Origin of the sequence: Shewanella sp. (assembly GCF_048265805.1) — a bacterium.
Lineage (GTDB): Bacteria > Pseudomonadota > Gammaproteobacteria > Enterobacterales > Shewanellaceae > Shewanella.
Window position 1 is genome coordinate 16,330 of record NZ_JBLXAT010000029.1, and the last position, 25,374, is coordinate 41,703.

Consider the following 25,374-nt stretch of genomic DNA (forward strand, 5'->3'; position numbering starts at 1 on the left):
GAGGCAGGACGCCGAGGATCGAGCGCCCATGGAGGGTTCACAGCGTGTCACTGGATCATCTGTGCATGTGCCCGCTGCAGGCGATTTAGCGCGAAGAGTTCGCAAACCACTCGTCAGTCAGCTGACAAAATACGGAAACTGCCAGCAACATTCGCAAACGCAGTTTGCGACAAAAGCGCGCCCCCGTTTCGCGCATCCAAACAGCCTAATCCTCTGGACCCGCTAGGGTAAAAATCAAATTCTTGCGCATATCCTTCAGCACCACGCCTTTTTTGAGCATCGCAGCACTTAATCGCTTCTGCCACGCCAGTAATTCTGGCTCGGCTGCCGCTAACGCGGTTTCGTTTTCAAACTGAAACCGCAACAGTAATGAACTGGGAAACAACTGGTATTCCACGTTAAACCAACATTGCAGCATACCGGGGAGTTCAGCGCGGGCTTGTGCTTCAAGCGCGTCAGCAACGCTCATCACAATGGCTTGCTGTTTGAGTTGTACTTTGGAAAACTTTTTCATGGTTGCGGCCTATGAGTTGGAAGGCAAAACAGCGCGGCGAGCCGCGAGAGTGGGCATTCTACTGAGATATTTCTTGGTGTCACAAACAAATGCCATCTGCCAACAAAAAGGCCGTTTGCTAACGCATAACGGCCTAGGGCTAACAGCTAAGTGATATCACTTGTTCAACTGTGCTTTGGCCGCTTCCACTTTAGAGAAATCTAAGCCCAGCTCTTCTACGGCTTCTTTGATCAGCGCAGGGTTTTGCATCACCTGCCCCATCAACAGTTGCAGTTTTTCTGGGGGCAGACCCAATTGGCCGATGGTCGCCATCGCCGCCAACGGGTTTTGGGTCAAGGTTTGAAACAACTCGCTAATTTGCTCGTTGCTAATATTGTTCTCTTTTAACAGCGCAATAATTGGGTTCACAGCATCACCTTTGGCACGCATTTAACGAAATGAGCCACAGTTTAGCATTCCACTCCACGTAGGTGTAGCCACGTATCACATTGAAGGCTAGGAGCTGCTGATCGTTTTTTTCGGCGGGCAGTGACTCCACCTACGCCGAAAAAGGCCGCCTTGACATCAGTTAGCCGATGTATTTTGGCCGATGAAAGCCAGCGTGTTGCATGCAGGTATGACTTACCTTGAAGCGCTGATGTTCCAACGTATTTCACGCAGCAAATTACCGGAATATCAGCAGGCGTTGATTGAACGGTTACAACAGAAATAGGATAAACAGTTGCGGGTTTCGAGATTCGAGTCGCGGGTTGTGAGAGATTATTTCGAGTCGCGAGATTCGAGCGACAGCTCGCGGGATTGAGCCTTTAGCTCGCAAGGCGCCAATCAAAACTCGCCGCTGTTTTTGCTTTTAGCATTTGACTTTTAGCTCGTAACGCGCCACTCGCGACAGCCTTATCTTTCCGCCCGCTACTCGCCTCTCAAAACTCACCACTGCTCTTGCTTTTAGCTTTTGACTTTTAGCTCGCAACGCGCCACTCGAAACTCGCCGCTGTTTTACATAAACACAAACACAGCAGGCAGCACGATGCCCGCAATCACCAACACTGAACGTTTGCGCCACGGACTGTGCTTACCTTTGACCATAAACAGTGCCGACAGCGACAGAAACAGTAACATCGCCGCATACAGATCGGAGAAGATCACCCACGTGCTGTGGCCTTCATTGAGGTGCAATTTATTAAACGCTTGCAGCACATAACGCGGTTTAATCAGCTCAGCGCTTAGCACGCTGCGCTCCGTATCGAGCGTGAGATTGCTGCCGTTTTGCAAAAACAGCTTAAATTCATGCGCTGAACTCCAATAGCTGGTCTTTTTTGGCAAATTGACATCGGCCGCTTGTAGCATCTGCTGCTCTAACTGGCTATCACTCAACTGCTGCCATGCCTGTGCGGGCAACTGTTGCTGTGATTGCAACACCTGATAGTTGGGGTTCCAATCGCGAATATGATTAACCGCAATGCCAGAGACGGCAAACACAATGGTCAGCCCCACGCAAAAATACCCAATATCGCGATGTAATGAACGGTTGAACTTAAACCAATTAACACCTAACCATTTACCTGCCGAGCTATTCAAAGATCTTCACTCCGCTCGGCGCCAGCTGGTAAAAATTGACCGGCTCAGTCACGCTAGCCACATCAAAATCTTTGCCCTGCTTTTTCGCTTCATCGGCAAGATAGGCGCGGCTTTGTTCCAAACTCAGTGGCACCGCACTCAGCTTACCGGTGACAATCGCTTCACTACCGCGCGCGCTCATGGGGAATACCATGTCACCGTCACGCACTTTGATAAACAGCTCTTGAAAGCGTTGGTCTGATTTTACCGTCATCCAGCAGCCGCGTTTTTCACACACATTGGTGACCACGCCTTTGATAGTGACTTGTTTGCCTACATAGTCGTTCGGTGTGGCTAAAATGGTCGATACCGCCGTGAGCTTATCGGCCTCAACGGCCGTGCCAAAGGTGAGCGGTTCAGCATTGACTGAAACGACGCTAGCAGCGGTAAACGCCAGCACCCATAGGATTTTAGTGAACATAGAAAGTTCCTCGCATTGCGGACAAGAGGCAAACTAGGGGCTGTTTATCTTTAGTGTTTAATTTTTGTTCAAATTGAACGCGTTATGAACGAGGCGAGACCTGCGACGCTTAGTCAACTAAACAAGCTGGACGCAACAAAGTTCAGCAGGCGTTTCAATGAACCCTTCGGGCAGCGACAGCGCGCAATTTATTCAGCGTTAGGCGCTGTTGGTGGAGAATAATACACGGCACATCATCTGCCTTGCCTAAATCACGCGCTGCCTGCTGCAAAAACAACCAGCAAAGATAAACAGCCCCTATGGTTATAACAAAAATAGCGTCAAGTAACCCTATTTTTTATCGGTATATCGGCAAGCAACAACGGCAGAAAACGAGGATAAACAGCTTGGCCGCATTAGCTGAGTAGACTTATCAGCTAATGCGACAACCAGCAAAACTACACGCCAAAGCGGGTCGCTTCAAAGCTATTGAGGAAACGGTGGATCAGATAAATCACCACTAGCGAGGCAACGATAGCACCAAGAATACTGCTGATACGGTACATCGCGCTAAACACCATGTCGCCGTTGGGCGATAGGTACTGACCGAACAGAATCCCCAGCGTGGTCATCGAACCAAAGCCGATGCCAGAACCGGAGCGTTCTTTCACATGCACTTGGGCACACAGCATTAGGCAGATCCAGAACAGCGGCAGTAGGAACAGTAAGATCTCGGCCCAATCGTACAGTAAGATTTGCACCGCCAGCCCCATGCACACGCCAACAATGGTGCCGTAGGCGCGTTTACGGGCATACCCCAAGGCACCGTTCCAATGCATAGGAAACAGCAGCAATAACGATGTGGCTTGAGCCGATAACGAGTCTTGCAGATCAAACATCTGAAATACGACGAACGATATGGTGGCCATGCTGGCGCCAAGTAGCGCTTCGTGGCGCTGTCGGTGTGGCAGTTTCTCTTGCGCAGGCGGAGCCTGACGCGGTTCCACATCGGGGATCAACCACTTCATCAAGTAGGCGATACCTACAGAAGTGAAGGACGCCATGATGTTGAGCAGGATAAGGTCGTTCACATTGGTGCTGGGATAGCTAGCAAAGTGCAGCATGATGCTCAGGCTAATCACACTGTTGGCGCCATATAAAAACAGCGAGCCTTTTGACATGCTGGCAAAGCAATGCAAAAACAGTACAAACGCTAGCAATGACATGGCAATTGGATGTGTGCCCCAGATGCCGCCAATCAAACCAACCGCGATCCCACAGATGCAGTTAGCCGCAATCAATTGTCTGGCAGCATGGCCGTTCATCACTGGTACCAGCCCAAGCAGCAACATGGGCGTAACGACAAAGAACACGCCGTTATCCCAGTTCATCACCTTACAGAGGGCAAAGCCCAAGGTAGCGCCGGTGGCGATGCGTAAACATTGACGTAAGTCGTTAGCGGTTAACGACATATGAGGTAAAAACATAACAGCCTTTAGTAGATGTAGTGCAGCAGGGCGATAAATTTGATTTGGCCTTTGGCAAACCAACTCATGACGCCTGATTCTGGCGCTAACTGAACGGTGGCGCGCGCACCGGCGGCCAGTTCGTGGTCAACCCGCCCATCCAACTTAAAATGCAGTCGCAAACGTTGTGCATCACGCACCCAACGGTTGGATTGCTCTGGTGAGGCAAGTGAACCATCGGCGGTAAATTGTCCGGCACTCACCCCGGCATCAACACTGCTGACTGCTGCGGCATACAACTTGCCTGGGTTACCATCAAAGGTGACATAAGCGCGATAACCTGAAGTCACATTGCGGATAGTTTTTTCACGGAAATCGGCAATCACGTCTAGCTTGTCAGACACCAATGCCATCACTGGAGCATTGCTCGCGAGCACACTGCCTTGCTGCAACTGCAAGTTACTGACAATGCCGTCTTCATCGGCTTTCACTTGGGTGTAAGACAGATTGAGTTTGGCTTGATCCAGTTGGTTTTTGGCAAGGCGCATGCGCAGGTTGTCATCGCCAATATTGCCGCGCGACACCTCTAAACGGCGCAGTGTGGCTCTGGCGGCATCAAGTGTGGCTTGGGCGGTTTTTACCTCGGTATCGCTTTGTTCTTCACTCTGGCGAGACACGCTGTTATCGGCCACCAATGCATGTAACCGTTTAGCTTCGCGTTGCGCTTGCTCCAAATCGGCTTCATCGGCAACCACTGTGGCTTTGGCCGCAGCAATTTGGGCATCTAACTCGGCGTTGTCTTGCAGTGCTTGTTCAAGGTTGAGCTGCGCTTGCTCCAATGCCAACTGATATGGTGCCGGATCAATCTCAAATAACAGCTGACCTTGAGTTACGTGCTGGTTATTCGTCACCACGACTCGAGTCACCTTGCCTGACACTTGGGGGGCAACTTTGGTGACTAAGCGCGTCGCCATGGCCTGCGGCGTCAACGGCGCGGTCATGTCGGCAAAAATGAAATAGCCAAACAGCAAAACAAACCCACAGATAGCGAATTTAATGATGCGGGCAAATTGTTGATCAGGTGTCATGTTGAAAACAACGCTCCTTAGTCTTCTAATACTTTGAATTGGTGTAGCTTTTGCTGGGCAGATGCAGTGATTTTATCCAGCACGGTTTCAAAAACCTGTAGTTGTTCTGCGGTGATATCCCGCAGTAATTCGGCACGAACAGCCACAATCTTGGATTCTAGCTGGGTGATTAACTGCTTGCCTGCCTCGGTGAGATAAACAATACGTGCGCGTTTGTCGGTCTCACTGTTCACCCGTTTGATTAAGTCCTGCTCTTCGAGCTGGCCTAAGGTGCGCATCAAGGAGGGAAGCTCAATCTCTAGCGATTCAGCTAAATGCTTTTGGCTGATAGCGTCGCCCATGCGTCGTAGTTTCCACAACGCGGTCCAACGCGGATGCGTGAGTCCTAGCGGTGCTAGTTCAGCATCGGCAACCATGCGCCATAAGCGTTGGCAGCGGCCAAGATGTTCAGCTAATGAATGTTCGCGCAAGTGCTCTTTGTCGTCGGCCATGACGTTCTCCACTTACTTAGCAAGCGAAGCATTATATTTATTTAGCCTGCTAAGTAAATGGTAAATTAAAAAAATCTAAAAAAGATCTACATCACACTTTTGCGACATAAATGGCAGTCAGTGAGCGCGATGATTCAGAAATGACTGATATAGCTGAGGATAAAGTGTAGCGGACTGGGTTGATAGTGAATGAGCGTAGCAACCCACAGTGGTTGCTACTTGAAGGGGACGATAACGAGCAACTAAGGGCAAGCGTTGTGCTGCTGTTCCCACGTGAAATAGGCTTGCAGCGCTCGCACACGGTTTTGATACTCGGTGATCTGCGTAGCTACGTACTCTGGAAACTGATGTGGCATTGATGGATGTAGCAAGTGTTGCAACGTATGCTGCGCCACGCGGTACATCACCTCCAGATCATCGGTAAAGGCCGCAATGGTGTAAAACGCCTTGCCATCTGGCGAATACAAGCGACCGTCTTGCACCTGCCAATGGCAATACTGCTGCATAAACGGCACAAACTGCTGCCAACGTTGCTGGCAGCGACGGGGGTTGGCCTCAAGTAAGGTATCGGCCAGTTGTGGCTCAGCATTGAAACGACGCAATAACGCCGCGCGTTCAGGTAAACCGCGGATGTCACATACTTGCGCCAATATCTCTACATAGTCAGCCTCTAGAAGCTGCACATAAGGCGGATCATACAGCGAACAACTGATTTCGACATAGCCTGCCGCAATGTCATACTCATCCTGTTCATCTTCAGTGACTTCACAGGCATAGTAGGAACCAGTGTAATCCACACCGCAACCTTGACGCCGCAAGGTATGGGTCACAAACCGCTCCAAATGGGCATAGCTTTGCATGAAGCGATAACGCCTGTCGATATTCAGGCAGTGCCGGCTCGATAGTGTAACTATCGGGAAATTCCTTTTTCTTCAATACTTTCATAACGTATTAGCGCTAACCTTGGTGCGCAAAGTGTACCACAGCAACAGCGGTTAGCGGCCGCACCAGACATAAAAAGCCCGCAACATGCGGGCTCAGTGATGTGGTGCAGCTTACGCCGTCTGCGCTGGTGGGCGAACCCCCAAGGTGTGACAAATGGCGTAGGTCAGTTCGGCACGGTTCAGGGTATAGAAGTGGAAGTCCTTCACCCCTTCACGGCTGAGCACTTTGACCATATCAATAGCCACGTTAGCCCCCACCAGTGAACGCGTACCTGGGTCATCATCCAAGCCTTCAAACTGGCGATGCAACCAACGGGGTAACGATACGTTGGTCATACCGGCAAAGCGCTTGAGTTGCTTAAAGTTAGTCACGGGTAAAATGCCGGGCACGATCTCAACATCAATACCTGCCGCCACACAGCGGTCGCGGAAACGCAGGTAAGATTCAATGTCAAAGAAAAACTGGGTAATGGCGCGGTTGGCACCCGCATCAATTTTGCGTTTTAAGTGGATCAAATCCGCTTGCGCATTCGCGGCATCTGGATGTACTTCTGGATAGGCTGCTACCGAGATATCAAAGTCCGCCACGCTTTTCAGCAACCGCACTAAATCGTTAGCAAAACGCGTTGGCTTTGGGCTGCCATCTGGCAAGTCGCCACGCAGCGCCACAATATTGCGGATACCGGTATTCCAATAATGTTTGGCCAGCTCTAACAGCTCTTCATCACTGGCATCCACTAAGGTTAAATGTGGCGCAGCCACCAAGTTGGTTTCTTGTTGGATACGTTCAATCACGCTATGAGTACGATCACGCACACCAGAGTTGGCACCATAAGTCACTGAGACAAACTTAGGATTCAACGGCTGTAAACGCTGAATCGAACTCCACAGGATCTGCTCCATCTCAGGTGTCGATGGCGGGAAAAATTCAAACGAAACGTTAATGTCACCGTTCAGATCGGCAAGACTTTGGTTAAGTGAATTGGCATGCTGCGCGTGATGAAAAGCCATGTCGAATAATTCCTCAAGTTTATCTATCTGGACGTTTGGACGTCTATATGGCCGTATACTAGAGAAACTGAGATTGAAGTCAAGTTAAATGATCATTTCATCAACAAACGACCGCTCCACGCTGCATCTACCAATATTAGGCCAATGCTGAATGCCAACAGGACTAATCACACCTCCCCTTGTGCTACAAGTTTAGCTGCAAATCACCAGTGACATACGCTGGGTTGCCGATACGCGTCACACATCATGTGACTGCCAAGTCATTAACGCCCACACCATAATCTGCGTTAATAATTCAACCACATCAAAAATTATAACTATTTATTTTTAAATATTTTTTATATATTACTATAGGTTACAAATAAATGGTTACATCAAATAACATGCTATCAGAACAAGAGTTGGAACTCGCCTATTTACTCGGCAAACCATGCCGTAAACACTGTGGTAATGGGCTTTATCTACGCGTTACCGCACCAGCGAAAGCCAGCTGGGAAGTACGTTATAGCTTTAACGGAAAACGCCACTTTATGACGTTAGATGGTGAGGGATATCCGACGGTAAGCTTGGCAGATGCTCAGTTAAAAACTGCCGTGGTGAAGCTTCAAATGGCCAAAGGCAGTAACCCGCTTACCGATAGACAACAGCAAAAACCAAGCAAGATCGTCAGCGTAAATGACCTATTTTTGACTTGGTATGATGACGAACAACTGCAGCGCACCACCCAAAACAAGCCCTACCGAATTTTTGTGCATGAGATCAAACCGCTGCTCGGGCGCATTCCGCTAGCGGAAGTGACTCAGCAAGATATTGCCTTATTGATCGGCAACATCCAACGCAGCGGTCGTCCCAGTGTGGCTAATGAGGCGTTGCGCTATCTCAAGCAGCTATTTCGCTTTGCCTGCGCCAAAAAACTGCTAGCACTTAATCCCGCCGCCGGATTAACGCCAGCCGATTTCCATCTCACTCATCCGCGCCGCGAGCGCGTACTCAGCCTAATGGAACTGCAGCAACTGTTTGGCGCACTGGAAGCGCGAGACAATGACATTGACCGTAGCTATCAGCTGGCATTTCGCTTGTTACTGGCGCTTGGCATTAGAAAAAAGCAGCTATTAGAAACGCGCTGGACGCAACTGGATTTACAGCAAGGCCTGTGGCGTATTGACGACAACCAACGGCAACTGTATCTGCCGTTAGCACCTGCAGTTATTGCTTGGCTTAAGGAGTTACAGCAGCTCACTGGTGGCAGCGGCTACCTGTTGGCATCACGCCATCGCAGTAAAGTGCCTAAGCCGCTATCTGCCGACACGCTCAGCCGCGTACTGAAGAAGGCTGCACAGCCACTTAACTTTAGCGAACCATTTGTATTAGATGATTTCCGCCGTACGACCAAACAACTGCTCGTCGATCAGTTAGCTATTTCAATGGAGCTAGCACAACGTTGTTTGGGGCAAAAAACCGCTACCGGTGGCGTGATGGTATCCGCTGAACACGATTTAGCCCAGCGGCGACAGGCATTGGCCGATTATGCCAATTTGTTGGTGAACACCTTAGGCTGGCAACATATGCCATAACCACATGGCACCGGCAACCATGAACAAACTGCTGCCAAGCACCATGGTAGTTAATAATTTTGACTGGCACATCGATTGCCATAACGCTTTAACAGGTGGTGTTGGTAACGCAGATAATAGGATTTCGACTAACATACTCATGCTTGATTAATGAGCTTAATACGGCTATACAAGCGCATTGGACCAGACAGCGAACTCATTACCGCTTGGCTCAACAAAGTGAAATCGACGGCCACCGGGAAAAGTAAAGATAGCTTTGACCACTTGACCGCCATTGCCTTCTACCTTGTCTAACGTCTCTTCTAAATTATCACTGTAAAACACTAACAACGCGCCACCATTGGCGGTTTGGCTTGCCAGCTCGGAGTGATAGAAACCGCCTTCTAGCCCTTGATTATCAAACGCTGTGTAATCTGGCCCATAATCGACAAACTGCCAGCCGAACACCGCGCCAAAAAACGCTTTAGTCGCCGCTAAATCTTTGGCAGCAAACTCCACATAATTCAGTTTTTCGTGTTCCATCACGCTACTCATACTGTTGAGGTCATAATGCTTCAAGCTACACGCTGTAGCATATTTGTCCATTAAAAAGCAGGCAATGCCTGCTTTGGTGAGTAAAAGGACAGATAAAAGCCTGCCCTCCACTGTATAAACAACTAAGGTGCACTGACTTGGTATTCACCATTATCATCTAACGACACATCAAGTGACATAACAAACTCAGGGTTGGTATTACCTTCATCACCACGAGCCTCGCCAACTTCAATCTCATGCGTAGCAAGCACCCCTGTTTTATAAAAATAAGCTTGTACCACAGCGTTACGTCCGTCAGCACCGTCGTAGTTATTGAGGGAAACAGTGTAACGCCCGGTCTGTAATTTATTGACATCACAGGAAGCAAAATAGTGCTCAGGGCCTTCACCGACACGGTTATCCACATCAAGTGTACCTGTAACTCCCTCAGGAGCAGCATAGAACACATGACCACCATCAGGTTCATACAAATGGAGATCCATGTCGCCAGGACCATCCCAAGTTAATGAAACGGTAAAAAAGCCTGGGCTGACACTAGCAGGAGGAGTGACCAAAGTGGCTAAAGATGTTTGTAGCTGTTGCGTGACACCTTGGTAGCCAGCACGCGTTTCATCTAAATAAGTACCGTTCAAGGTATGCCCCGATAAATCTTTAACGGATAGTGGCAGTTGAAGATTTACATCCGGCACACTACTCACACCTTGAATACGCAATGCGTTGATCACCACATCAATATCAGCCAATAGATAATCTCCACGTAATGTCGGTGAAGCAGGCGCGATATGCACAACTTTGACACTATTAGGGCTCACTTTTGGTGATATATAATCATAGGCATGGTTCACAAATAAGTTTCCCTGTGAGTGTGCAACTAGAAGCAGCTTTTGTCCCTGCAACGCAAACTCATCCAAACGCGCGCTATGTTCGGCATAATCAGCGTCTGTAGGTGGATCACTAAACCAGCTTACAATCTCAGCAGTAATGTTGGTCATAAACTGCGCGTAAAGTGCATCAAGCACACCGGCAGTGGCAGGCACCAGATCAATTAAGCGATCCCAAAATGAGCCACCATCGGTGATCACCTCCCAAAGGTATTCAAAACGGTGGCTCAACTCACCTGACTCGTCAACTTCGTTAGCGCGCTGCATAAAGGTTTCGGCAATGTCCTGCCACCAAGATGCGCCAACGGCGCTACCAGTGTGGTTATAAAACAATTCGGCATCAACGGGTTCGTCATTATATTCTTCCCCGACGATATTTTTTAATGCCGACAAACCACCTAAAGCGCCATCTACTGTCGGGTCATTCCACACGCCATTAAAGAACCCCAGAACATAGCCTCGATTTTCGCATAGATTAGCCGCTTTTAACGGTAAGGCAATAAAGGATATTAAAATGAGTACATAACATAGAGGTGCTTGAAAATACTTAATCATCACAGGTATCTCCTCGCGGCAATTTTATCGCAAAACCATCAATGGCAGCGTTATATTGCATATAAGCATTAAAACGCTCTGGCGTGTTAGCGGTAATCTTTCGAATTAAGTCGGAATGCTCTTTAGCCGCAGCGTTACTATCATAGCGTGACCAAAGGCACTTTATCGCGCGAGAGAGTTGCTGGGTAACTGCACGCAACTGCGCATCGCTAGCATTATTATTGTTACCGACAGCAATTGCAGCGCTGATAGCTGCCGAGGTTTGCCGTAATGCATTTTGTTGCGCACGACTATCTGATAACGATGCAATGTAGTCTTCTACATCGTCGCGTACACCATCACCATCAGTATCCGTTCCAGCCACAGATGTGGAGTGATCTAACTCGCCAATTTCTTGATCGACTTGCTCCAGCGCCATAGCCACAGACATTACACCACTACCACTGGCGCCATTATTCGATGGAGAATCATTATTATTGATATCTTCGTTGCAACCTGTGGCTAACCAGCCAAGGATGCATATAAGCGTGACTTTGATTAACTTGTTTTTGCAGATTTTCATGCTTCAACCTCCGTGTTTACTCAGGTAGACGGCAGCGCTCTAGCCCCACCGATAATAAGAGTCCATTCTCTACTTATGACATGAAATGACATAAATTATTACCAGCGGTTAAACTCATCGTATTGTGACCATAAGTAAGCTACTGCTTTTGATACTGTCCAACTCATGGCATGCAATTTAGAACTGCTGGCATCGCCGTTAACAACTAATTCCATTGCCTCATTAATGGCTTGAGATACCTGCTTTAGCGCATTTTTCTGTGCTTCAGAGTCGGGCAACGAGTCAATATAGTTTTGCACGTCATCGCGTATGCCGTTGTTATTGTTATCTTCACCGGCGACTGAGGTGGAATGGTCTAACGAGCGGTCGTAGGAGTACTGCCCCGCAGTGGCGCCAATACTAAACAGTAAACATAACAAGCAGGTGAATAGTGAGAAAGAAGCGATTGGCTTAGGCATCAGCTCTACCTCCTTGTAAATAGATAGTTTGTTGATATCACTGTTCCTTCAGTGATGTGTTGCATCATAGCCACGTCAGGAATTTAGATGCAAGCGGCGGGCGGCTTAGTGCCATTTCAGATAGCGAAAAAGGCTCCATCAAGGAGCCTTTTAAAACATTTTGATAACTTAATCTTGCAGTAAATCTTTACAAATCTGCACCAGATCCGATTGTACCGCAGCGGCGGTGACTTCACGGCCGGCACCCGGCCCCCGAATAATTAACGGGTTTCCTTGGTAGAAAGCACTGCGGATAACAAACACGTTGTCGCCCGGCGTTAAGTTGGCATACGGATGTGAGCTTTCAACCCACTGCAGTGCCACTTCGGCAATCAGCTTGTCACCAGAGCGATCAAGGGCCGCTACGTAGCGTAATGCTTTACCTTGTTCTGTCGCGGCGGCAAATTGCTGCGCCATATCGTCATCCATTTCGTGCATGCGGCTGAGGAACTCGTCCAACGGCACATCCACCAGTTGTGGCGGCACCAGTGAACTCAGTTGAATATCTTCCAACTCGAGATCTAGGCCAATTTCACGGGCAAGAATCAACAACTTACGCTGCATATCACGGCCAGAAAGATCGTCACGCGGATCGGGCTCGGTAATGCCTAAGCCTTTGGCTTGCAGCACTAATTCTGAGAACGGTTTAACACCGTCGTACTGTTCGAACAGCCAACAAAGCGTGCCAGAGAAGATACCGCCAATCGCTGCAACGGCATCACCGCTGTTGTGCAAATCATTGAGCGCATGTTGGATCGGCAAACCCGCGCCACAACTGGCGTTATAACGCCAAAACAAACGGCGGTTACTGAGCATCTGCTTCAATTCGCGGTAGAAGGTCAATGGACCAGAGCCCGCCAACTTATTCGCGCTCACCATATGAATACCCCGGCTGAAAAACTCGGGATATTGCAAAGTTAATGCTGAGCTTGCGCTGATATCTAACGCGACTAACTCATCGGCCGTCAGGGTTTCAATCCGTTCAAACAGATGCTCGTATTGATAAGGTGAGCCCTCTTTTACCATGCGCTCTTGCCAGTCATTCGGGCTGATACCTTCATCATCGACTAGGGCTTCGCTGGAACGCACAATGCCAACTAATTCTACTTGGGCTTCAAGCTCGCGGCTCAGGCGTTTCTGTGCCTGCTCAAACAAGGTCAGCCACGCCTCACCAATATTGCCGACACCGAGCACAATAATGCCGATACGTTTACGCGGGCCAGCACAGCGACGGTGTACTTTCTGGGTGAGCAATGCCACCTGCCCTTGCGGCACTAAGGTGACCAAGCTCAGTTCATCTTGATACAGCGGCCGTGCGTCACGGCTCAACAGGCGCGCAAAGCTGCGACGATATTGCGATGCGGCACTGCTGACCAACGCCACTAAACCAAAGCCTAAATGCTCGTGCACATCGCTGATTTGCAGTTCACTAGCGACTGAGGTCAACAAAGCTTGCACTTGCTTACGCAACTCGGCGGTAAACACCACTTCGTGACGGAATTTACTGTGTTGCCAGTGCGCTAACGGCAGTAGCCCAGCATTCACCAGCGCCTCGTGCAACGCTTGCCAATCACCTTCTAACTGCAAGGTTACAGATAACACTTGGTCTAAGTTAGTGACCACCGGCGCACTGGCGGCGTCGCTTTGTGGCGTCACCAAGGTAAAACCAGTTTGTGGTGCATAGCTAGAGCGCACAGCCAAGCTGACGTGGGTATCAAACAGCGGTTGCAGCGTGCGCGAGTGCAACACTGGCGAGCCTAAGCGCGCTAAGCGGTCAGCTTCGGCCAATGACATGGTTTTTAGCAATTTGGCATCTTGGATCTTGTTTGGATCGGCGTTAAATACGCCTTCAACATCGGTCCAAATAGTCACGCGATCAATATCCGCGAGGCTAGCGATCAAGGTAGCACTGAAGTCTGAGCCGTTACGCCCCAACAATAAGGTTTCACCATGGGGATTGGCACAGATAAAACCGGTGATCACTAAGCGTTCATCGGGATGTTCCGCCAGTACCTTTTGTACCGCTTGGCGTGATGCGGCATCGCGAATTTTCGGTACGGCGCCTTCATCTGCCACCAGCAGTTGCCGTGCATCGATATTAGATGCCGCCACGCCAGATTCACGCAGTAAGGCAGCCATTAAGCGGGCTGACCAACGTTCACCAAAACTGACCACTTCATTACACTGATAGTCGCTCAGCTCGGCCAGTTGTAACAGGGTAGTGAGTTGCGCGCGATCGGTACTCAAACGTTCACGCGCCTGGCGGGCTTGTTCAGCGCCTAGCAGTTGTTCAATCAGATTCTGCTGATAGTTCATCAGCACTTGCAGCTCTTCAGTCCACAGTTGCCCCGCTTCGCGCAGTGCCAATAGTTTGTAGAGGAAGTTGGTGGTTTTGCCTGCTGCTGACACCACGATCAAATCATCGGGGCGTCCATGGGTGAGCAGGATATGCGCTACGCGGCGGTAGCAATCTGGATCTGCCAGACTCGAACCGCCAAATTTATGTAAGTGACTACGCGCCATTTAAATGAGTGCTCCAATAATCAACAGGCTGCCACGGCAGCTAAACCGGCGGCAATATCATTGAGTAGATCTTGTGGATCTTCAATCCCTACCGACATGCGGATCAATGTCTCTTTGATGCCCGCTTCGGCGCGCGCTTCTGGCGCCATAGCTCGGTGAGTCATGGTAGCAGGTACCGCTACCAAACTCTCAACGCCACCTAAACTTTCTGCCGTTGAAAAATAGTTTAATGCACCAAGAAAGGCTGTCACTTCCGCTTCGCCGCCTTTAAGTTCAAAACTCAGCATCGCACCAAAGCCTTTTTGTTGCTTGGCAGCAATATCGTGGCCGGGATGATCTTTCAAACCGGGATAATACACCTTAGTGACTTGGTCACTATGGCTTAATAGTTCAACAATTTTTTGCGCATTGGCTTGGTGTTCACGCACCCGCAGTGCCATCGTACGCAAGCCACGCAACGTGAGGTAACTATCGAACGCGCCACCGGTCAGCCCTAAGGTGTTAGACCACCAGTGCAGTTGTTCAGAGACTTCAGGGTCTTTGGCGATAGCCGCGCCACCAATCACATCACTGTGGCCGTTGATATATTTGGTGGTGGAGTGCACCACAATGTCGGCACCCAGTGTCAGCGGTTGTTGTAGCGCTGGCGATAAGAAGGTGTTATCAGCCACCAGCAGCGCGCCCACTTTATGGCTCTCAGCCGCCATGGCCGCAATATCAACCACACGCACTAACGGGTTGGATGGCGTTTCAATCCACACCATTTTCGGCTGTTGGGCAAAGGCATCACTTACCGCTTTGGCATCGGTTTGGTCGATCACTAGCAGCTTGAAGTTGCCTTTTTTAGCAAGGTTGATAAACAAACGATAACTACCGCCATAACAGTCATGCGGTACGACCAACAGATCTTGCGGCCCCAGCAAACTGGTCACCAAGGTGATCGCCGCCATGCCACTGGCGGTAACGACGCCAGGACAACCTTGTTCTAGTTCACCGAGTGCATCGCCAAGAATCGACCGTGTAGGGTTACCTGAGCGGCTGTAATCAAATGCACGTGGCGTTTTGTGCCCATCAAAGGCATAGTTAGTCGAAAGATAAATCGGCGGAACTACGGCGCCGTGCTGAGTATCGGATTCAATCCCCTGACGGACAGCTGCTGTTGCTAATTTCCGCTCTGTCATTTTCGACTCCTTTGCAATCTGGATGACATCATGATTAGATGTCTGGACGGCTAAATTCTACCAAGCTAACCACTATCGTCAATAGGCATATAGACGTTTAGACATCCAAAAGTATAGAATTCCATGAGTAAGCACAGTTTTTTAGCTGCCGAGATTTGACTGTGCGGGGCAAGGGGTTAAAATCTGCGGCGATTTTAAGATATAGCAGGTGCAACGATGACTGAATGGAACGGAGAATACATCAGCCCATACGCTGAGCACGGCAAGAAAAACGAACAGGTGAAAAAAATCACTGTGTCGATTCCGCTCAAAGTGTTGAAGATTCTCACTGATGAACGTACTCGCAGACAAGTGAATAACCTGCGTCATGCCACAAACAGCGAACTGTTGTGTGAAGCCTTCCTACATGCCTACACCGGCCAGCCACTGCCAAACGATGAAGATCTGTCAAAAGATCTGCCCGATAGCATTCCCGCTGAAGCCAAACGCATGATGGACGAAATGGGCATTGAATGGGAAGAGTTAGAATAAGCTAAGAAGAAGCGGAGGAATTTGGCCGCTTCACCTTTCCTGCCATGCTGCAACTTATCGATCCAACCACGCTACTACTCGCCTCGCTGGTGATCTTTGTTGGCGCTATCACCCAAAGCCTTATTGGTTTTGGTCTCGCTGTGGTATCTGCCCCCCTGCTGTACATTATCGATCCTGAACTGGTGCCGGTGCCAGTGATTCTGATGGGTTTCTCCATCTCGTTACTGACGTTAATGCGCGAACGCGGCCATCTCGAATTTAACGGCCTGCAATGGGGGCTACTTGGCCGAGTTCCCGGCGGTCTGATCGGTGCGGGACTGCTGATAATTGCGCCACAAGCGGTACTCGGTTTGATCATCGCGGCGATTGTTGCCATTGCCTTGTGGCTCAGTATTAAACGTTATCAAGCGCCAGTGAACCGTTTCAGCATCACGCTGGCGGGAGTATTCTCTGGGATTTTTGGCACCATTGCGGGCATTGGTGGCCCACCGATGGCGCTGTTGCTCACTGGCCGCGATGCGGGCAAATTTCGCGCGGCACTGTCCGCCTTTTTTGCGCTGAGCAGCCTTATTAGCTTAGTGATCTTATTTGCCGTGGGTAAATTGTACTTGCGCCACCTACTGCTCGCTGGGCTATTGCTGCCTTCGGTATTCATCGGCTTTTGGCTTTCCAACTACATCGTGCCCTATATTGACCGCCGTCGCACTCGACAATTCACCTTAGGCTTATGCGCCATCAACGTGTTGGTACTCGTGGCAAAATCCATCTACAGCTGGTAACAAAAACGCCCACCGAAGTGGGCGCCAAATTGTGGTGAGCAGTATTAAAAATAGTACGATGTTTGCAGCGCGCCACCCAAGGCATCATCGCTACCGAACATGCCAGTCAGATCGATGCTAAAAGCACTGCCAATGGTAAAGCCGGTGCCGATAGAATAGATATCAGGCGTCACATCATTCAAATCTTGCCGGTAACCCACGCGCACCGCAAACCAGCTCGCAGGTTGATATTCGCCACCCATACGCCAATATTTCGGTCCTTCTAACTCGGCAAACTTTTGGTTCTCGGTTAAATCAAGGTCGCTACTCACCGTAAAGCCACTGTATTGATACGCCACACCAGCGGTCACCATAGGTTTTACTTGGTACGTCAACTGCTGCCCTTGAGACATCACGGTGGTGAGCTCTTGTTTCACCAAGTTACGACCACTAACCCCCACAGTTAACCCTGTCATCGGCTGAATAGCCGCACCGATATCCACGTTAAAGCCGGAGTTATCATTGCGGTAATCATCACTATCGAAATCATCAACATCGAAGTCGTTGGCAGAGACCGCATAGTTAAAGGTATCTAGCCGCTGATACTTGGGCGCAATCCCCACGGTGACAGGCATCTCATTGATTTCAAAAGCGGTACTCAACGCAAAACCGAGGTCGGTTACCGCACCAGCCACTATGCGCCCTTGCGAGGTTAGATTATCTAACGCTGGCGGTGCGGTTGGGTCAATAGTGCTTAACATTAGAATGTCAGCGTCGCTAATATTCGCCACCGCAAAGCCTTCAAGATAGGTTTTACTAAACAGTGCTAGCGATAAGTTATTACTGGAGGGCAACACCACATTAAGCCCTAGCCCCGCGTTAGCAAACGCGACATTGCCACGCAGAGATTCAAGGTCACCGACCAATGCATCACGGTAGCGCAAAATGCCAGCGCTATCGCCACGGTTGATAGCGGCATCTAAGGCATCATAGTTGTCTTCCAGCGTATCAAACTTATCAATCATGTCATCGTCGTCGGCCACTTCAGCCCCCAACGCTGGTAGCAACAAGCTCACATCTTCACTCTGCCGATCGGGTAAACTCATCAACGCCGGATTGACGAATGCGGCACTGATGCGATTACCGGCTGCTACACCAGTGCCGCCCATCGCATCCATCCGCGTTTCAAATACATCTTGTCCCGCCCACACTTGGCCACTTGCCAAGGCCAGTGCGATACTGCCCGCTAACAAACGATATTTCATTGCCATCTCTCCCAAATACACCGCTCTTTATTTTTGTGGTGCCGAGCGAATGTGAGTTATAACACTGCCGCTTTCTGTCTATTAAAGATAGTCAGAATTTTTGCAAATAAAGGAACTTTATCGAGCGATACCTAACGTCCAGCCATACATCACTGTTAAGTAATATTTAAAATGCCCTTTTAGCACAATGTGGCACAGTCGGCTCAGCAAGACAATCCGTCTCACTGCGATAGCAAGTTGTCCTATTGGCTGCGGAATGACATGGATAATTACCGTCAATTGGGGAGTTGAGTGAGCACGCAACCTCAGAAAATTGGCACTATACTTGCCATGTCGCACTATCTTTATTTACGGCAACCTCTATGACGCAAGCTGCCAAGAGCGCACCATCAGCAAAACAGTTGTTAAATGAGTTTACCGGCGCTTTCGCCGATTTAGGCACCTTTCTACCGCTGGTGCTGGGCCTGATCGCGCTCAATCAGTTTTCTCCGCAAGGGATCTTTTTCGGTTTTGGCCTTTTTTGCTTAGCCGTCGCATTGTTTTATCGTCGCCCCATCCCTGTTCAACCAATGAAGGTGATTTCCGCCTTAGTGATTGCACAAGGGCTAAGCCCCGGCATGATGCAGGCCAGTGCGATGTTGATGGGGATTATCTTGCTCGCCTTGGCCTTCAGTGGTGCGATTGAATGGCTGGCGCGACAGGTATCGCAAGCGGTCGCCACCGGCATCCAATTCGCCATTGGCCTGCAATTGCTGTGGATTGGCACCAAGATGATGTCGTTGTCGCCACTGATTGGCTTTGGGGCTTTTGCCATTATTTTTCTAGCGCGTTTTACCCCTTGGCATCATCTTGCTATGCCACTGGTCATTATCAGCGGTATGATTTGGCAGTACTACCATGGCAGTGATGTCGCATTTACGTTTAACAATACTCAATGGCAACTTGGCTGGCCTGCGAGTGGCGAGTGGCAAAGCGCACTCACATTGCTGGTGTTGCCACAACTGGCATTAACACTGACCAACGCCGTCATTGCCTCCTCCATGATCGCCCGAGAGAAATTTCCCGACGACGCGGCTAAGTTTACCCCCAAAGCATTCGCGACGAGTTCGGGATTGGCCAATTTGCTGTTGGCACCACTTGGTGCAATGTCGATGTGTCATGGTGCGGGCGGTTTAGTCGCGCAGTACCATTTTGGCGCCCGCCGTATGTGGGCACCGCTAATATTTAGCGGCTTTTGCATAGCCGTGGCACTCTGCTGGGGAGAAAACGTTGCTTGGCTGCTGAATCTGATCCCGATGGCAGTGCTCGGGAGCTTGCTATCAACCGCGGGCTTACAGTTGGCGTGGTCACGCCGCTTAATTGATGGACGACCATTTTGTATGTTGGTGATTGCGGTAACCGCTGGAGTTAGCTTGTTCGTCAACGCGGCAGCGGGTTTGGCCGCAGGTTTACTGTTAGAATTTATCCAACGACGTTGGCAACTGGCAGCATCACCACGTTAACAACAATAAAGGCCGCAATGCAGCCTTTATGCTGAGAGGCTTCTCTTAGGCTTGCGACAATGCCAACACCTCAGCGGTGATGCCAGTTTCGCCCAGTTTAGGGAAGATATTAGCCACACTGTTGTTATGGGTGTCGATATTCAAATCAGTAATTGCATCAACGGCAACGGTCACGTTGTAACCTAGCTCAAACGCCTGACGCGCTGTTGATTCCACCCCGATAGCGGTAGCAATACCGACTACAACCACTTGGGTTACACCTTTAGCTTGCAGCTGTTGATACAACTCTGTGTTGATAAACGCGCCCCAGTTAGGCTTAGTGATGAGGATGTCGCTAGGTTGCACATTTAGCTCAGGGATCAATGCGGCAAATTCATCAGGATATTTCCCGCCCACACCGAACTCAGTACGGCCACTTGGTGCCGCATCCACATTCACTAACACAACGGGTTGCTGTTTGGCACGAAAGGCGTTGATCAAGCTAACGCATTGGTCAATAACGGGTTGTACTGGATGACACAGTGGTAGTTGCACAATGCCATGTTGCAGATCGATAACAATAAGCGCAGTTTTCGCGTCGAGTTGAGTAACAGGCATAGTGACGACCTTAAATTGAAAATGAATAGTGGCGTCGTTATACCTTATTGTGCGCTGAATTCGCCAGTGTTGCGCCAGTTAATGAATGATGTTTAATCCAACGTTCGCTGAATAACTGGCTCAGCAGAGAGCCGGTTATCCATAGTGCATCAGCACTGAACGAGGCTGAAACTGAGACAACGCAGTGCCCGCAACCATAGCGCTTACGTCTTAACCCCCGCAATCAGTGCCAACAAGGAAGATACCACTTTAGCTTGTTCGGTCGCCGCATTACCTTTTATGGCATCACCAGTGCAGTCAACAGTAAGGTGTTATGCACTAGGGGCTGTTGACACGTGCTTATTTTCCCATGGATCGTGTTGTAGCGGTGCCATGCCGAATTCGGTTTCAAAACCGCGACAGCGCACTTCACGGGCTTGCTGAGTAAACGGATCGGTAAACTGTAAGCAACATGCCACCAGCTGCAGTGGCTGCGCATAATCATCAGCTTGTTTAGGCTGTAACATGGGGTAGAAGCGATCATGCAACAGCGGCATCCCCAGCGTTTGCATATGTAACCGCAGTTGATGGGTTTTGCCAGTAACTGGCCGCAGCGCAAATAGCCCAAGGCCATCCTGCACCGCTAATAAACAAATCTCAGAATGGCTATTGGCCTCGCCCGTCACACAGCGCATGGTAAAGCTGGGGGAGCCCACCTCGATATGGTTACGCACCGTCCAATAATGGGGTTGCGTTAACACGCCGTCAGCATACATTACTGCCAGCTCGGGCGTGAGCTTGGCCACTGCTTGATACGTTTTGTGGATGTTGCCCTCACGAAACAGCGCATGCAGTGGATCACGGCTGGCCACTGATACCGCCAGCAGCATAATGCCTGCCGTATCACGATCGAGCCGATGTGCAGGGATAATGGTCTCGATGCCAGTACGGCGACGTAAGCGGTTGACCAGGCATTCATTCACATATTGCCCACCAGGCGTGACCGGCAAAAAATGCGGCTTATACACCAATATGCTATGTTCGTCTTGGCTGAGGATCTGCTCAGCAAACGGGATAGGCGCTTCCTTGGGCACTTCACGATAGTAGCAAACGCGCGCACCCGCTTGATAAGCGGTACTAGCACTAATCCGTTCACCATCGGGCCAATGCACTTTGCCATCGCGTACCCGCGCTTGCCAAACCTCAGCGCCAATCTGAGGAAAGCGCTCGATCAAAAACGCCAATACCGTTGCCGCAGTATGTTGCATAGGAAGCACCACATAAGAAGGTTGCGCCGCAATGGAAGTGGAATTCGTCGTACTCATAGGTCGCTTTGGCTAATCATCATCTGGGTTCACGAAATTGGCCGGTATGTTACCTCAAAGCAGGGTAACAAAGACAAAAATACCCGATTAAATCGCATCGAGTAATCATACAGGGCTTCAACGTTACAGCGTCTAAAACGTGCGTTATCCAGCAAGAGGCCAGCAAAGTTGCTGGCCTCTTTATTATCAAGCGATATACTTGCCCAGCACTTTCTCATGGAGCTGATTATGATTGTTGATACCCTCGCGAATCGCCACAACTATTCCCAACTGCACTCACGCCTAGCCATTGCGCTCGACTTTATTGCCACCACAGATTTCAGCAAGCTGAGCAAAGGGGTACATAAAATTGATGGTGACAAACTGCTGGCGATCATCAATGAATATGAAACCAAGCCGCAAGATCAGGAGATGTTTGAAGTGCACCGCCGCTATGTGGATGTGCAATATGTGATCAGCGGTCATGAAGAGTTTGGCTATCAGCCACTGACCGACCAAGCTGCGGATATTCCCTATAACGCTGAGTATGATTTTGCGAAATTTGATTACAGCAAACACAGTGATAAAGCGCACTTTATGCCGCTGAATCCGTCAGTATTTGCCATTTTCTTCCCGAGCGACATGCACATGGCTGCCACACTGGATACGCCAGTAGCGGTGCGTAAAGTCGTGATGAAAGTGCAACTAGACTAAGATCCGTTGTCACGACCTATCACAGCAAAGTGCGCTGACAAATAACGTGAGCGCACTGGCTAAGTTGCCCCGCCGCTGATGCACGATAATGCGGTTAACGCCGTGACGCTTAATCCTGCTGATCACGTTGTTGATTCTTGGCCCACTCGTTGTGGAATAACGCCGCAAAAATCAAACTAGCAAACACCAGTAACATACAGATACTGCGCGCTAAAATACTATCGTCGCGCAATATCAGAGATAAACAAGGTGAGATGATTGCCGCAGCAATCAGATACATGCGATTGATTCGATAATCCATAGGCCACCGACTGCTGCACACATAAAGATTGGCCAGTGTATCGACTCCTGCAACGGTAGCCTGCGATCTAACGCGCAAATATAGCGCACAACATACGGTACTCACGCGTAATAGTGCAGCACCACCACACCAGCGGTCACAATAACAAGACTAAGCCACATAACGCATCACCACGATAACCAGCACGGTTATGTCCCTGCTCGATGCGCTCTTATTTCACTCGGGTTTTAACGTTATCCAGCTCACGGTTAAGGTTATGCGCCAGCAAGTTCATAGCCTTTGCTTGACTGATCATTGAGCGTGGAGGCCACAGCAACCGCGGTACTGCGCCCAATTTAACAAAAAGCTAGCGCAAAGAGCCGCAGCCGATTGCGCTGTTGTGTGAGGGCGTTGTGGCTGCCAGTATTTTATTTAGCCTTACCTTTTTGCGGCTTGTCCGTGCCGTTTCGCAGACGACGTAACTTGGCTTCCATCGACGGCGCATAAGTTTGTTGCAGCTCAAACACGCGCGCAACATAAGCGTCGTTCTCGTGCACTGGTACGCCAATGCGGTACACATCAGCCACTTCAATCATCGACTGGCGATCATACTCATTGAACACATCTTTCATCTCTTCTGCTGCTTCATGGGAAATCCCCAACGCCTCAAAGGCACTGCGCCCCATACGTAAACTGCTATCAAAGGTTTCACGAATAATATCGCGGCAACCGTAGGCGTAGAGATCGTACACATGATGACGATCGACAGCTCGCGCAATAATGTGCACATGTGGATAGGCCTTGTTGACGTAGCGCACCAACCGCGAGATTTGCTCAGCATCATCCAGTGCCACCACCAGTAACTGCGCTTGCTCAATCCCTGCTGAATGTAGCATTGACGGTTGGGTTGCATCGCCAAAATAGGTACTTACCTTGAAACGCGATAACGCTTCTAATCGCTCGTGGCTGTAGTCAATCACTGTGGTAGAAAATCCAGCGCTGCGCAGCATACGGTCAACCATACCGCCAACGCGCCCCGAACCGGCAATGATGATCTTGGCATCGTTCGGTGGAATATCGTCGCCCTTGTTCGATATTTTGAGGCTGCAATGCGGCAGGATGACTTTCTCGTAAAAGATGAACATCAGCGGCGACAGCAGCATCGACATCGCGACCACCAGCATCAAAATATCCGCCAAATCTTGCGATAACACTGCGCTGGCGACGGTGAACGATAACAGCACGAAGGCAAATTCCCCCACCTGCGACACACCTAACGCCAGCAACCACTTGTTATGCCCATGCACTTTGAACACAGCGCCCAACGCCAGCAGCACCGTTACTTTAACTAAATACAATACTAAGGTTAACCCGAGGATGAGCCAGAAATCAGCGACTAACAACGAGAAGTCGATGCGGGCGCCCACGGTGATAAAAAACAGCCCCAGCAGCAAGCCTTTAACGGGTTCAATATTGGCCTCCAGCTCGTGTTTATATACCGAGTTAGCCAACACCAATCCCGCCAGAAACGTCCCCAACGCTGGTGATACGCCCACCAGCGACATCAAGAGCGCAACGCCAACCACAAACATCAATGCGGTAGCAGTAAACAACTCACGCAGACGCGCCACTGCCACAAAACCGAATATCGGCGCAATCAGATAGTTACCGCCGCCAATCACCAGTAAAATTGCCAGAATCGTCACCAACGCGTTTTGCCAACTGTTGAGACCGACCACCAAGCTGATTTGGCTGGTCGCTTCATGCACACTGGCAGCGCTGCCGATATCGCCCGCGGCCAACAGCGGCAACAATACCAGCATCGGGATCACGGCAATGTCTTGTGTCAGCAGCACGGAGAACGAAGCGCGCCCACCATCGGAATGCATCAAGCCCTTTTCATTGAGGGTTTGCAGCACAATCGCAGTGGATGACAGCGAAAACATTAAGCCGATCGCCAGTGCCACCTGCCATGTTTGCCCCAACGCTAGTGCAATCAGCGCAATGATCGCCGCACTCAGTAAAATCTGCCCACCACCGAGGCCCATCAAGCGGTACTTCATCGCCCATAACTGCTTGGGCTCTAGCTCTAAGCCCACCAAAAACAACATCATCACCACACCAAACTCAGCAATATGTTGTACGGAAGTCACGTTAACGCCTAGCGCTGACAGTAACGGTGCAATCGCGATTCCCGCGAGCAAATAGCCTAATACGGAGCCAAGTGAAAACCGCGATGCCAACGGTGCAGCAACCACACCGGCGACTAAAAATACAAAGGTAATGAGAAGAATGTCTGTCATAGCGTCCTTGATGCGGTAGATAAGTTATTGCTAAGTGGATGAACGGGGGCGCCGATGGCGACATAACGCCAAGGCTCCATGTATTATTAACTATGATGAGGCCACCTGCGCAGCTGACTTTTTGCCACTGACGTGCGACAGTGTTGAACCACCATCGTACCTGCTAATGCTGAGTTCAACCAAGCAGCAATTACGCGGCGTGATGCCACTTATGCCAAGACACGCGTAACTCTCACTCATGGCGCGTGGGCGTAATCAACATTGGCATTCGCGGCGCTTTTACGATAGTTTATGCGGCTTTTC

At 49.9% G+C, this 25,374-nt stretch carries 26 protein-coding genes; 6 read left to right on the forward strand and 20 right to left on the reverse strand.

Annotated elements, in window-relative coordinates:
- Nucleotides 1-205: 205 nt before the first annotated feature.
- Both ACN0TT_RS16860 and ACN0TT_RS16865 read right to left on the reverse strand, forming a co-directional pair.
- Complete coding sequence (locus tag ACN0TT_RS16860) at nt 206-514, reverse strand: hypothetical protein (RefSeq protein ID WP_417763311.1); 309 nt, start codon at nt 512-514, stop codon at nt 206-208.
- A 156-nt stretch (nt 515-670) separates the two neighbouring features.
- Nucleotides 671-922, reverse strand: a complete 252-nt coding sequence (locus tag ACN0TT_RS16865) for a DUF2999 family protein (RefSeq protein WP_417763312.1) — start codon at nt 920-922, stop codon at nt 671-673.
- A gap of 181 nt (nt 923-1,103) precedes the next feature.
- Between ACN0TT_RS16865 and ACN0TT_RS16870 the strand changes: the two genes are divergently transcribed.
- Nucleotides 1,104-1,226 (forward strand): hypothetical protein, encoded by a 123-nt coding sequence (locus tag ACN0TT_RS16870; RefSeq protein ID WP_417763313.1) that lies wholly within the window; start codon nt 1,104-1,106, stop codon nt 1,224-1,226.
- A gap of 284 nt (nt 1,227-1,510) precedes the next feature.
- Here the strand turns inward: ACN0TT_RS16870 and ACN0TT_RS16875 are convergent, their stop codons facing one another.
- The 7 genes from ACN0TT_RS16875 to metF form a co-directional block, all read right to left on the reverse strand.
- Nucleotides 1,511-2,092 (reverse strand): PepSY-associated TM helix domain-containing protein, encoded by a 582-nt coding sequence (locus tag ACN0TT_RS16875; RefSeq protein WP_417763314.1) that lies wholly within the window; start codon nt 2,090-2,092, stop codon nt 1,511-1,513.
- The gene (locus ACN0TT_RS16880; RefSeq protein WP_417763315.1) at nt 2,085-2,552 is read right to left on the reverse strand and encodes a DUF4920 domain-containing protein; all 468 of its coding nucleotides are present in this window, start codon (nt 2,550-2,552) and stop codon (nt 2,085-2,087) included. Before ACN0TT_RS16880 ends, ACN0TT_RS16875 begins: the two co-directional genes overlap by 8 nt.
- Nucleotides 2,553-2,989: 437 nt before the next feature.
- Nucleotides 2,990-4,018: a DUF2955 domain-containing protein gene (locus tag ACN0TT_RS16885; protein ID WP_417763316.1), complete on the reverse strand. Its 1,029-nt coding sequence runs from the start codon at nt 4,016-4,018 to the stop codon at nt 2,990-2,992.
- 8 nt (nt 4,019-4,026) lie between these two features.
- Nucleotides 4,027-5,085, reverse strand: a complete 1,059-nt coding sequence (locus ACN0TT_RS16890; RefSeq protein ID WP_417763317.1) for an HlyD family secretion protein — start codon at nt 5,083-5,085, stop codon at nt 4,027-4,029.
- Nucleotides 5,086-5,102: 17 nt separating this feature from the next.
- Nucleotides 5,103-5,576: a MarR family transcriptional regulator gene (locus ACN0TT_RS16895; RefSeq protein ID WP_417763318.1), complete on the reverse strand. Its 474-nt coding sequence runs from the start codon at nt 5,574-5,576 to the stop codon at nt 5,103-5,105.
- Nucleotides 5,577-5,818: 242 nt separating this feature from the next.
- Nucleotides 5,819-6,436, reverse strand: a complete 618-nt coding sequence (locus tag ACN0TT_RS16900; RefSeq protein WP_417763319.1) for a hypothetical protein — start codon at nt 6,434-6,436, stop codon at nt 5,819-5,821.
- Between the two features lie 195 nt (nt 6,437-6,631).
- Nucleotides 6,632-7,531: a methylenetetrahydrofolate reductase gene (gene metF, locus ACN0TT_RS16905; protein WP_417763320.1), complete on the reverse strand. Its 900-nt coding sequence runs from the start codon at nt 7,529-7,531 to the stop codon at nt 6,632-6,634.
- 365 nt (nt 7,532-7,896) lie between these two features.
- Here metF and ACN0TT_RS16910 point away from each other — a divergent pair, with 365 nt between their 5' ends.
- Nucleotides 7,897-9,105, forward strand: a complete 1,209-nt coding sequence (locus ACN0TT_RS16910) for a tyrosine-type recombinase/integrase (protein WP_417763321.1) — start codon at nt 7,897-7,899, stop codon at nt 9,103-9,105.
- A gap of 165 nt (nt 9,106-9,270) precedes the next feature.
- Here the strand turns inward: ACN0TT_RS16910 and ACN0TT_RS16915 are convergent, their stop codons facing one another.
- From ACN0TT_RS16915 to metB, 6 genes are all read right to left on the reverse strand, one after another.
- Complete coding sequence (locus ACN0TT_RS16915; protein WP_417763322.1) at nt 9,271-9,627, reverse strand: VOC family protein; 357 nt, start codon at nt 9,625-9,627, stop codon at nt 9,271-9,273.
- Between the two features lie 134 nt (nt 9,628-9,761).
- On the reverse strand, nt 9,762-11,075 hold the full coding sequence (locus ACN0TT_RS16920) for a YfaP family protein (protein WP_417763323.1): 1,314 nt from the start codon (nt 11,073-11,075) through the stop codon (nt 9,762-9,764).
- Complete coding sequence (locus ACN0TT_RS16925) at nt 11,068-11,637, reverse strand: hypothetical protein (protein WP_417763324.1); 570 nt, start codon at nt 11,635-11,637, stop codon at nt 11,068-11,070. Before ACN0TT_RS16925 ends, ACN0TT_RS16920 begins: the two co-directional genes overlap by 8 nt.
- Before the next feature lie 98 nt (nt 11,638-11,735).
- Nucleotides 11,736-12,095 (reverse strand): hypothetical protein, encoded by a 360-nt coding sequence (locus ACN0TT_RS16930; protein ID WP_417763325.1) that lies wholly within the window; start codon nt 12,093-12,095, stop codon nt 11,736-11,738.
- A gap of 168 nt (nt 12,096-12,263) precedes the next feature.
- Entirely contained in the window at nt 12,264-14,657 is a 2,394-nt protein-coding gene (locus ACN0TT_RS16935) for a bifunctional aspartate kinase/homoserine dehydrogenase II (protein ID WP_417763326.1), read from the reverse strand.
- A gap of 20 nt (nt 14,658-14,677) precedes the next feature.
- Nucleotides 14,678-15,838 (reverse strand): cystathionine gamma-synthase, encoded by a 1,161-nt coding sequence (gene metB, locus ACN0TT_RS16940; RefSeq protein WP_417763327.1) that lies wholly within the window; start codon nt 15,836-15,838, stop codon nt 14,678-14,680.
- A 216-nt stretch (nt 15,839-16,054) separates the two neighbouring features.
- Here metB and metJ point away from each other — a divergent pair, with 216 nt between their 5' ends.
- Nucleotides 16,055-16,369 (forward strand): met regulon transcriptional regulator MetJ, encoded by a 315-nt coding sequence (gene metJ / locus ACN0TT_RS16945; RefSeq protein ID WP_238898260.1) that lies wholly within the window; start codon nt 16,055-16,057, stop codon nt 16,367-16,369.
- Nucleotides 16,370-16,413: 44 nt separating this feature from the next.
- Nucleotides 16,414-17,148 (forward strand): sulfite exporter TauE/SafE family protein, encoded by a 735-nt coding sequence (locus ACN0TT_RS16950; RefSeq protein WP_417763328.1) that lies wholly within the window; start codon nt 16,414-16,416, stop codon nt 17,146-17,148.
- Between the two features lie 44 nt (nt 17,149-17,192).
- Here the strand turns inward: ACN0TT_RS16950 and ACN0TT_RS16955 are convergent, their stop codons facing one another.
- The gene (locus ACN0TT_RS16955) at nt 17,193-18,392 is read right to left on the reverse strand and encodes a conjugal transfer protein TraF (protein ID WP_417763329.1); all 1,200 of its coding nucleotides are present in this window, start codon (nt 18,390-18,392) and stop codon (nt 17,193-17,195) included.
- Between the two features lie 362 nt (nt 18,393-18,754).
- Here ACN0TT_RS16955 and ACN0TT_RS16960 point away from each other — a divergent pair, with 362 nt between their 5' ends.
- The gene (locus ACN0TT_RS16960) at nt 18,755-19,894 is read left to right on the forward strand and encodes a putative sulfate/molybdate transporter (protein ID WP_417763330.1); all 1,140 of its coding nucleotides are present in this window, start codon (nt 18,755-18,757) and stop codon (nt 19,892-19,894) included.
- Between the two features lie 45 nt (nt 19,895-19,939).
- On the opposite strand, the gene ACN0TT_RS16965 is transcribed toward ACN0TT_RS16960, so the two are convergent.
- Together ACN0TT_RS16965 and ACN0TT_RS16970 are read right to left on the reverse strand one after the other, a co-directional pair.
- Nucleotides 19,940-20,491 carry an isochorismatase family protein gene (locus tag ACN0TT_RS16965; protein WP_417763331.1) on the reverse strand — a complete coding sequence of 184 codons (552 nt, stop codon included), beginning with the start codon at nt 20,489-20,491 and terminating at the stop codon, nt 19,940-19,942.
- A gap of 311 nt (nt 20,492-20,802) precedes the next feature.
- Complete coding sequence (locus ACN0TT_RS16970; protein ID WP_417763332.1) at nt 20,803-21,795, reverse strand: pseudouridine synthase; 993 nt, start codon at nt 21,793-21,795, stop codon at nt 20,803-20,805.
- A gap of 228 nt (nt 21,796-22,023) precedes the next feature.
- Between ACN0TT_RS16970 and ACN0TT_RS16975 the strand changes: the two genes are divergently transcribed.
- On the forward strand, nt 22,024-22,488 hold the full coding sequence (locus ACN0TT_RS16975; protein ID WP_417763333.1) for a YhcH/YjgK/YiaL family protein: 465 nt from the start codon (nt 22,024-22,026) through the stop codon (nt 22,486-22,488).
- Between the two features lie 109 nt (nt 22,489-22,597).
- Here ACN0TT_RS16975 and ACN0TT_RS16980 read toward each other — a convergent pair whose 3' ends face one another.
- Together ACN0TT_RS16980 and ACN0TT_RS16985 are read right to left on the reverse strand one after the other, a co-directional pair.
- Nucleotides 22,598-22,789, reverse strand: a complete 192-nt coding sequence (locus ACN0TT_RS16980) for a hypothetical protein (protein WP_417763334.1) — start codon at nt 22,787-22,789, stop codon at nt 22,598-22,600.
- Between the two features lie 407 nt (nt 22,790-23,196).
- Nucleotides 23,197-25,071, reverse strand: coding sequence for a cation:proton antiporter (locus ACN0TT_RS16985; protein ID WP_417763335.1), 1,875 nt, complete (start codon nt 25,069-25,071; stop codon nt 23,197-23,199).
- Nucleotides 25,072-25,374 lie beyond the last annotated feature (303 nt).

What these genes read in the sequence shown, in the direction of transcription:
- ACN0TT_RS16860 (WP_417763311.1), bottom strand. Translation starts at nt 514, where the DNA reads ATGAAAAAGTTTTCCAAAGTACAACTCAAACAGCAAGCCATTGTGATG.
- ACN0TT_RS16900 (WP_417763319.1), bottom strand. Translation starts at nt 6,436, where the DNA reads ATGCAAAGCTATGCCCATTTGGAGCGGTTTGTGACCCATACCTTGCGG.
- ACN0TT_RS16960 (WP_417763330.1), top strand. Translation starts at nt 18,755, where the DNA reads ATGACGCAAGCTGCCAAGAGCGCACCATCAGCAAAACAGTTGTTAAAT.
- ACN0TT_RS16895 (WP_417763318.1), bottom strand. Translation starts at nt 5,576, where the DNA reads ATGGCCGACGACAAAGAGCACTTGCGCGAACATTCATTAGCTGAACAT.
- ACN0TT_RS16955 (WP_417763329.1), bottom strand. Translation starts at nt 18,392, where the DNA reads ATGAAATATCGTTTGTTAGCGGGCAGTATCGCACTGGCCTTGGCAAGT.
- ACN0TT_RS16980 (WP_417763334.1), bottom strand. Translation starts at nt 22,789, where the DNA reads ATGGATTATCGAATCAATCGCATGTATCTGATTGCTGCGGCAATCATC.
- ACN0TT_RS16890 (WP_417763317.1), bottom strand. Translation starts at nt 5,085, where the DNA reads ATGACACCTGATCAACAATTTGCCCGCATCATTAAATTCGCTATCTGT.
- ACN0TT_RS16925 (WP_417763324.1), bottom strand. Translation starts at nt 11,637, where the DNA reads ATGAAAATCTGCAAAAACAAGTTAATCAAAGTCACGCTTATATGCATC.
- ACN0TT_RS16950 (WP_417763328.1), top strand. Translation starts at nt 16,414, where the DNA reads ATGCTGCAACTTATCGATCCAACCACGCTACTACTCGCCTCGCTGGTG.
- ACN0TT_RS16870 (WP_417763313.1), top strand. Translation starts at nt 1,104, where the DNA reads ATGAAAGCCAGCGTGTTGCATGCAGGTATGACTTACCTTGAAGCGCTG.
- ACN0TT_RS16935 (WP_417763326.1), bottom strand. Translation starts at nt 14,657, where the DNA reads ATGGCGCGTAGTCACTTACATAAATTTGGCGGTTCGAGTCTGGCAGAT.
- ACN0TT_RS16910 (WP_417763321.1), top strand. Translation starts at nt 7,897, where the DNA reads ATGGTTACATCAAATAACATGCTATCAGAACAAGAGTTGGAACTCGCC.
- ACN0TT_RS16975 (WP_417763333.1), top strand. Translation starts at nt 22,024, where the DNA reads ATGATTGTTGATACCCTCGCGAATCGCCACAACTATTCCCAACTGCAC.
- ACN0TT_RS16930 (WP_417763325.1), bottom strand. Translation starts at nt 12,095, where the DNA reads ATGCCTAAGCCAATCGCTTCTTTCTCACTATTCACCTGCTTGTTATGT.
- metJ (WP_238898260.1), top strand. Translation starts at nt 16,055, where the DNA reads ATGACTGAATGGAACGGAGAATACATCAGCCCATACGCTGAGCACGGC.
- ACN0TT_RS16915 (WP_417763322.1), bottom strand. Translation starts at nt 9,627, where the DNA reads ATGGAACACGAAAAACTGAATTATGTGGAGTTTGCTGCCAAAGATTTA.
- ACN0TT_RS16885 (WP_417763316.1), bottom strand. Translation starts at nt 4,018, where the DNA reads ATGTTTTTACCTCATATGTCGTTAACCGCTAACGACTTACGTCAATGT.
- ACN0TT_RS16970 (WP_417763332.1), bottom strand. Translation starts at nt 21,795, where the DNA reads ATGAGTACGACGAATTCCACTTCCATTGCGGCGCAACCTTCTTATGTG.
- ACN0TT_RS16880 (WP_417763315.1), bottom strand. Translation starts at nt 2,552, where the DNA reads ATGTTCACTAAAATCCTATGGGTGCTGGCGTTTACCGCTGCTAGCGTC.
- metB (WP_417763327.1), bottom strand. Translation starts at nt 15,838, where the DNA reads ATGACAGAGCGGAAATTAGCAACAGCAGCTGTCCGTCAGGGGATTGAA.
- ACN0TT_RS16985 (WP_417763335.1), bottom strand. Translation starts at nt 25,071, where the DNA reads ATGACAGACATTCTTCTCATTACCTTTGTATTTTTAGTCGCCGGTGTG.
- ACN0TT_RS16965 (WP_417763331.1), bottom strand. Translation starts at nt 20,491, where the DNA reads ATGCCTGTTACTCAACTCGACGCGAAAACTGCGCTTATTGTTATCGAT.
- metF (WP_417763320.1), bottom strand. Translation starts at nt 7,531, where the DNA reads ATGGCTTTTCATCACGCGCAGCATGCCAATTCACTTAACCAAAGTCTT.
- ACN0TT_RS16920 (WP_417763323.1), bottom strand. Translation starts at nt 11,075, where the DNA reads ATGATTAAGTATTTTCAAGCACCTCTATGTTATGTACTCATTTTAATA.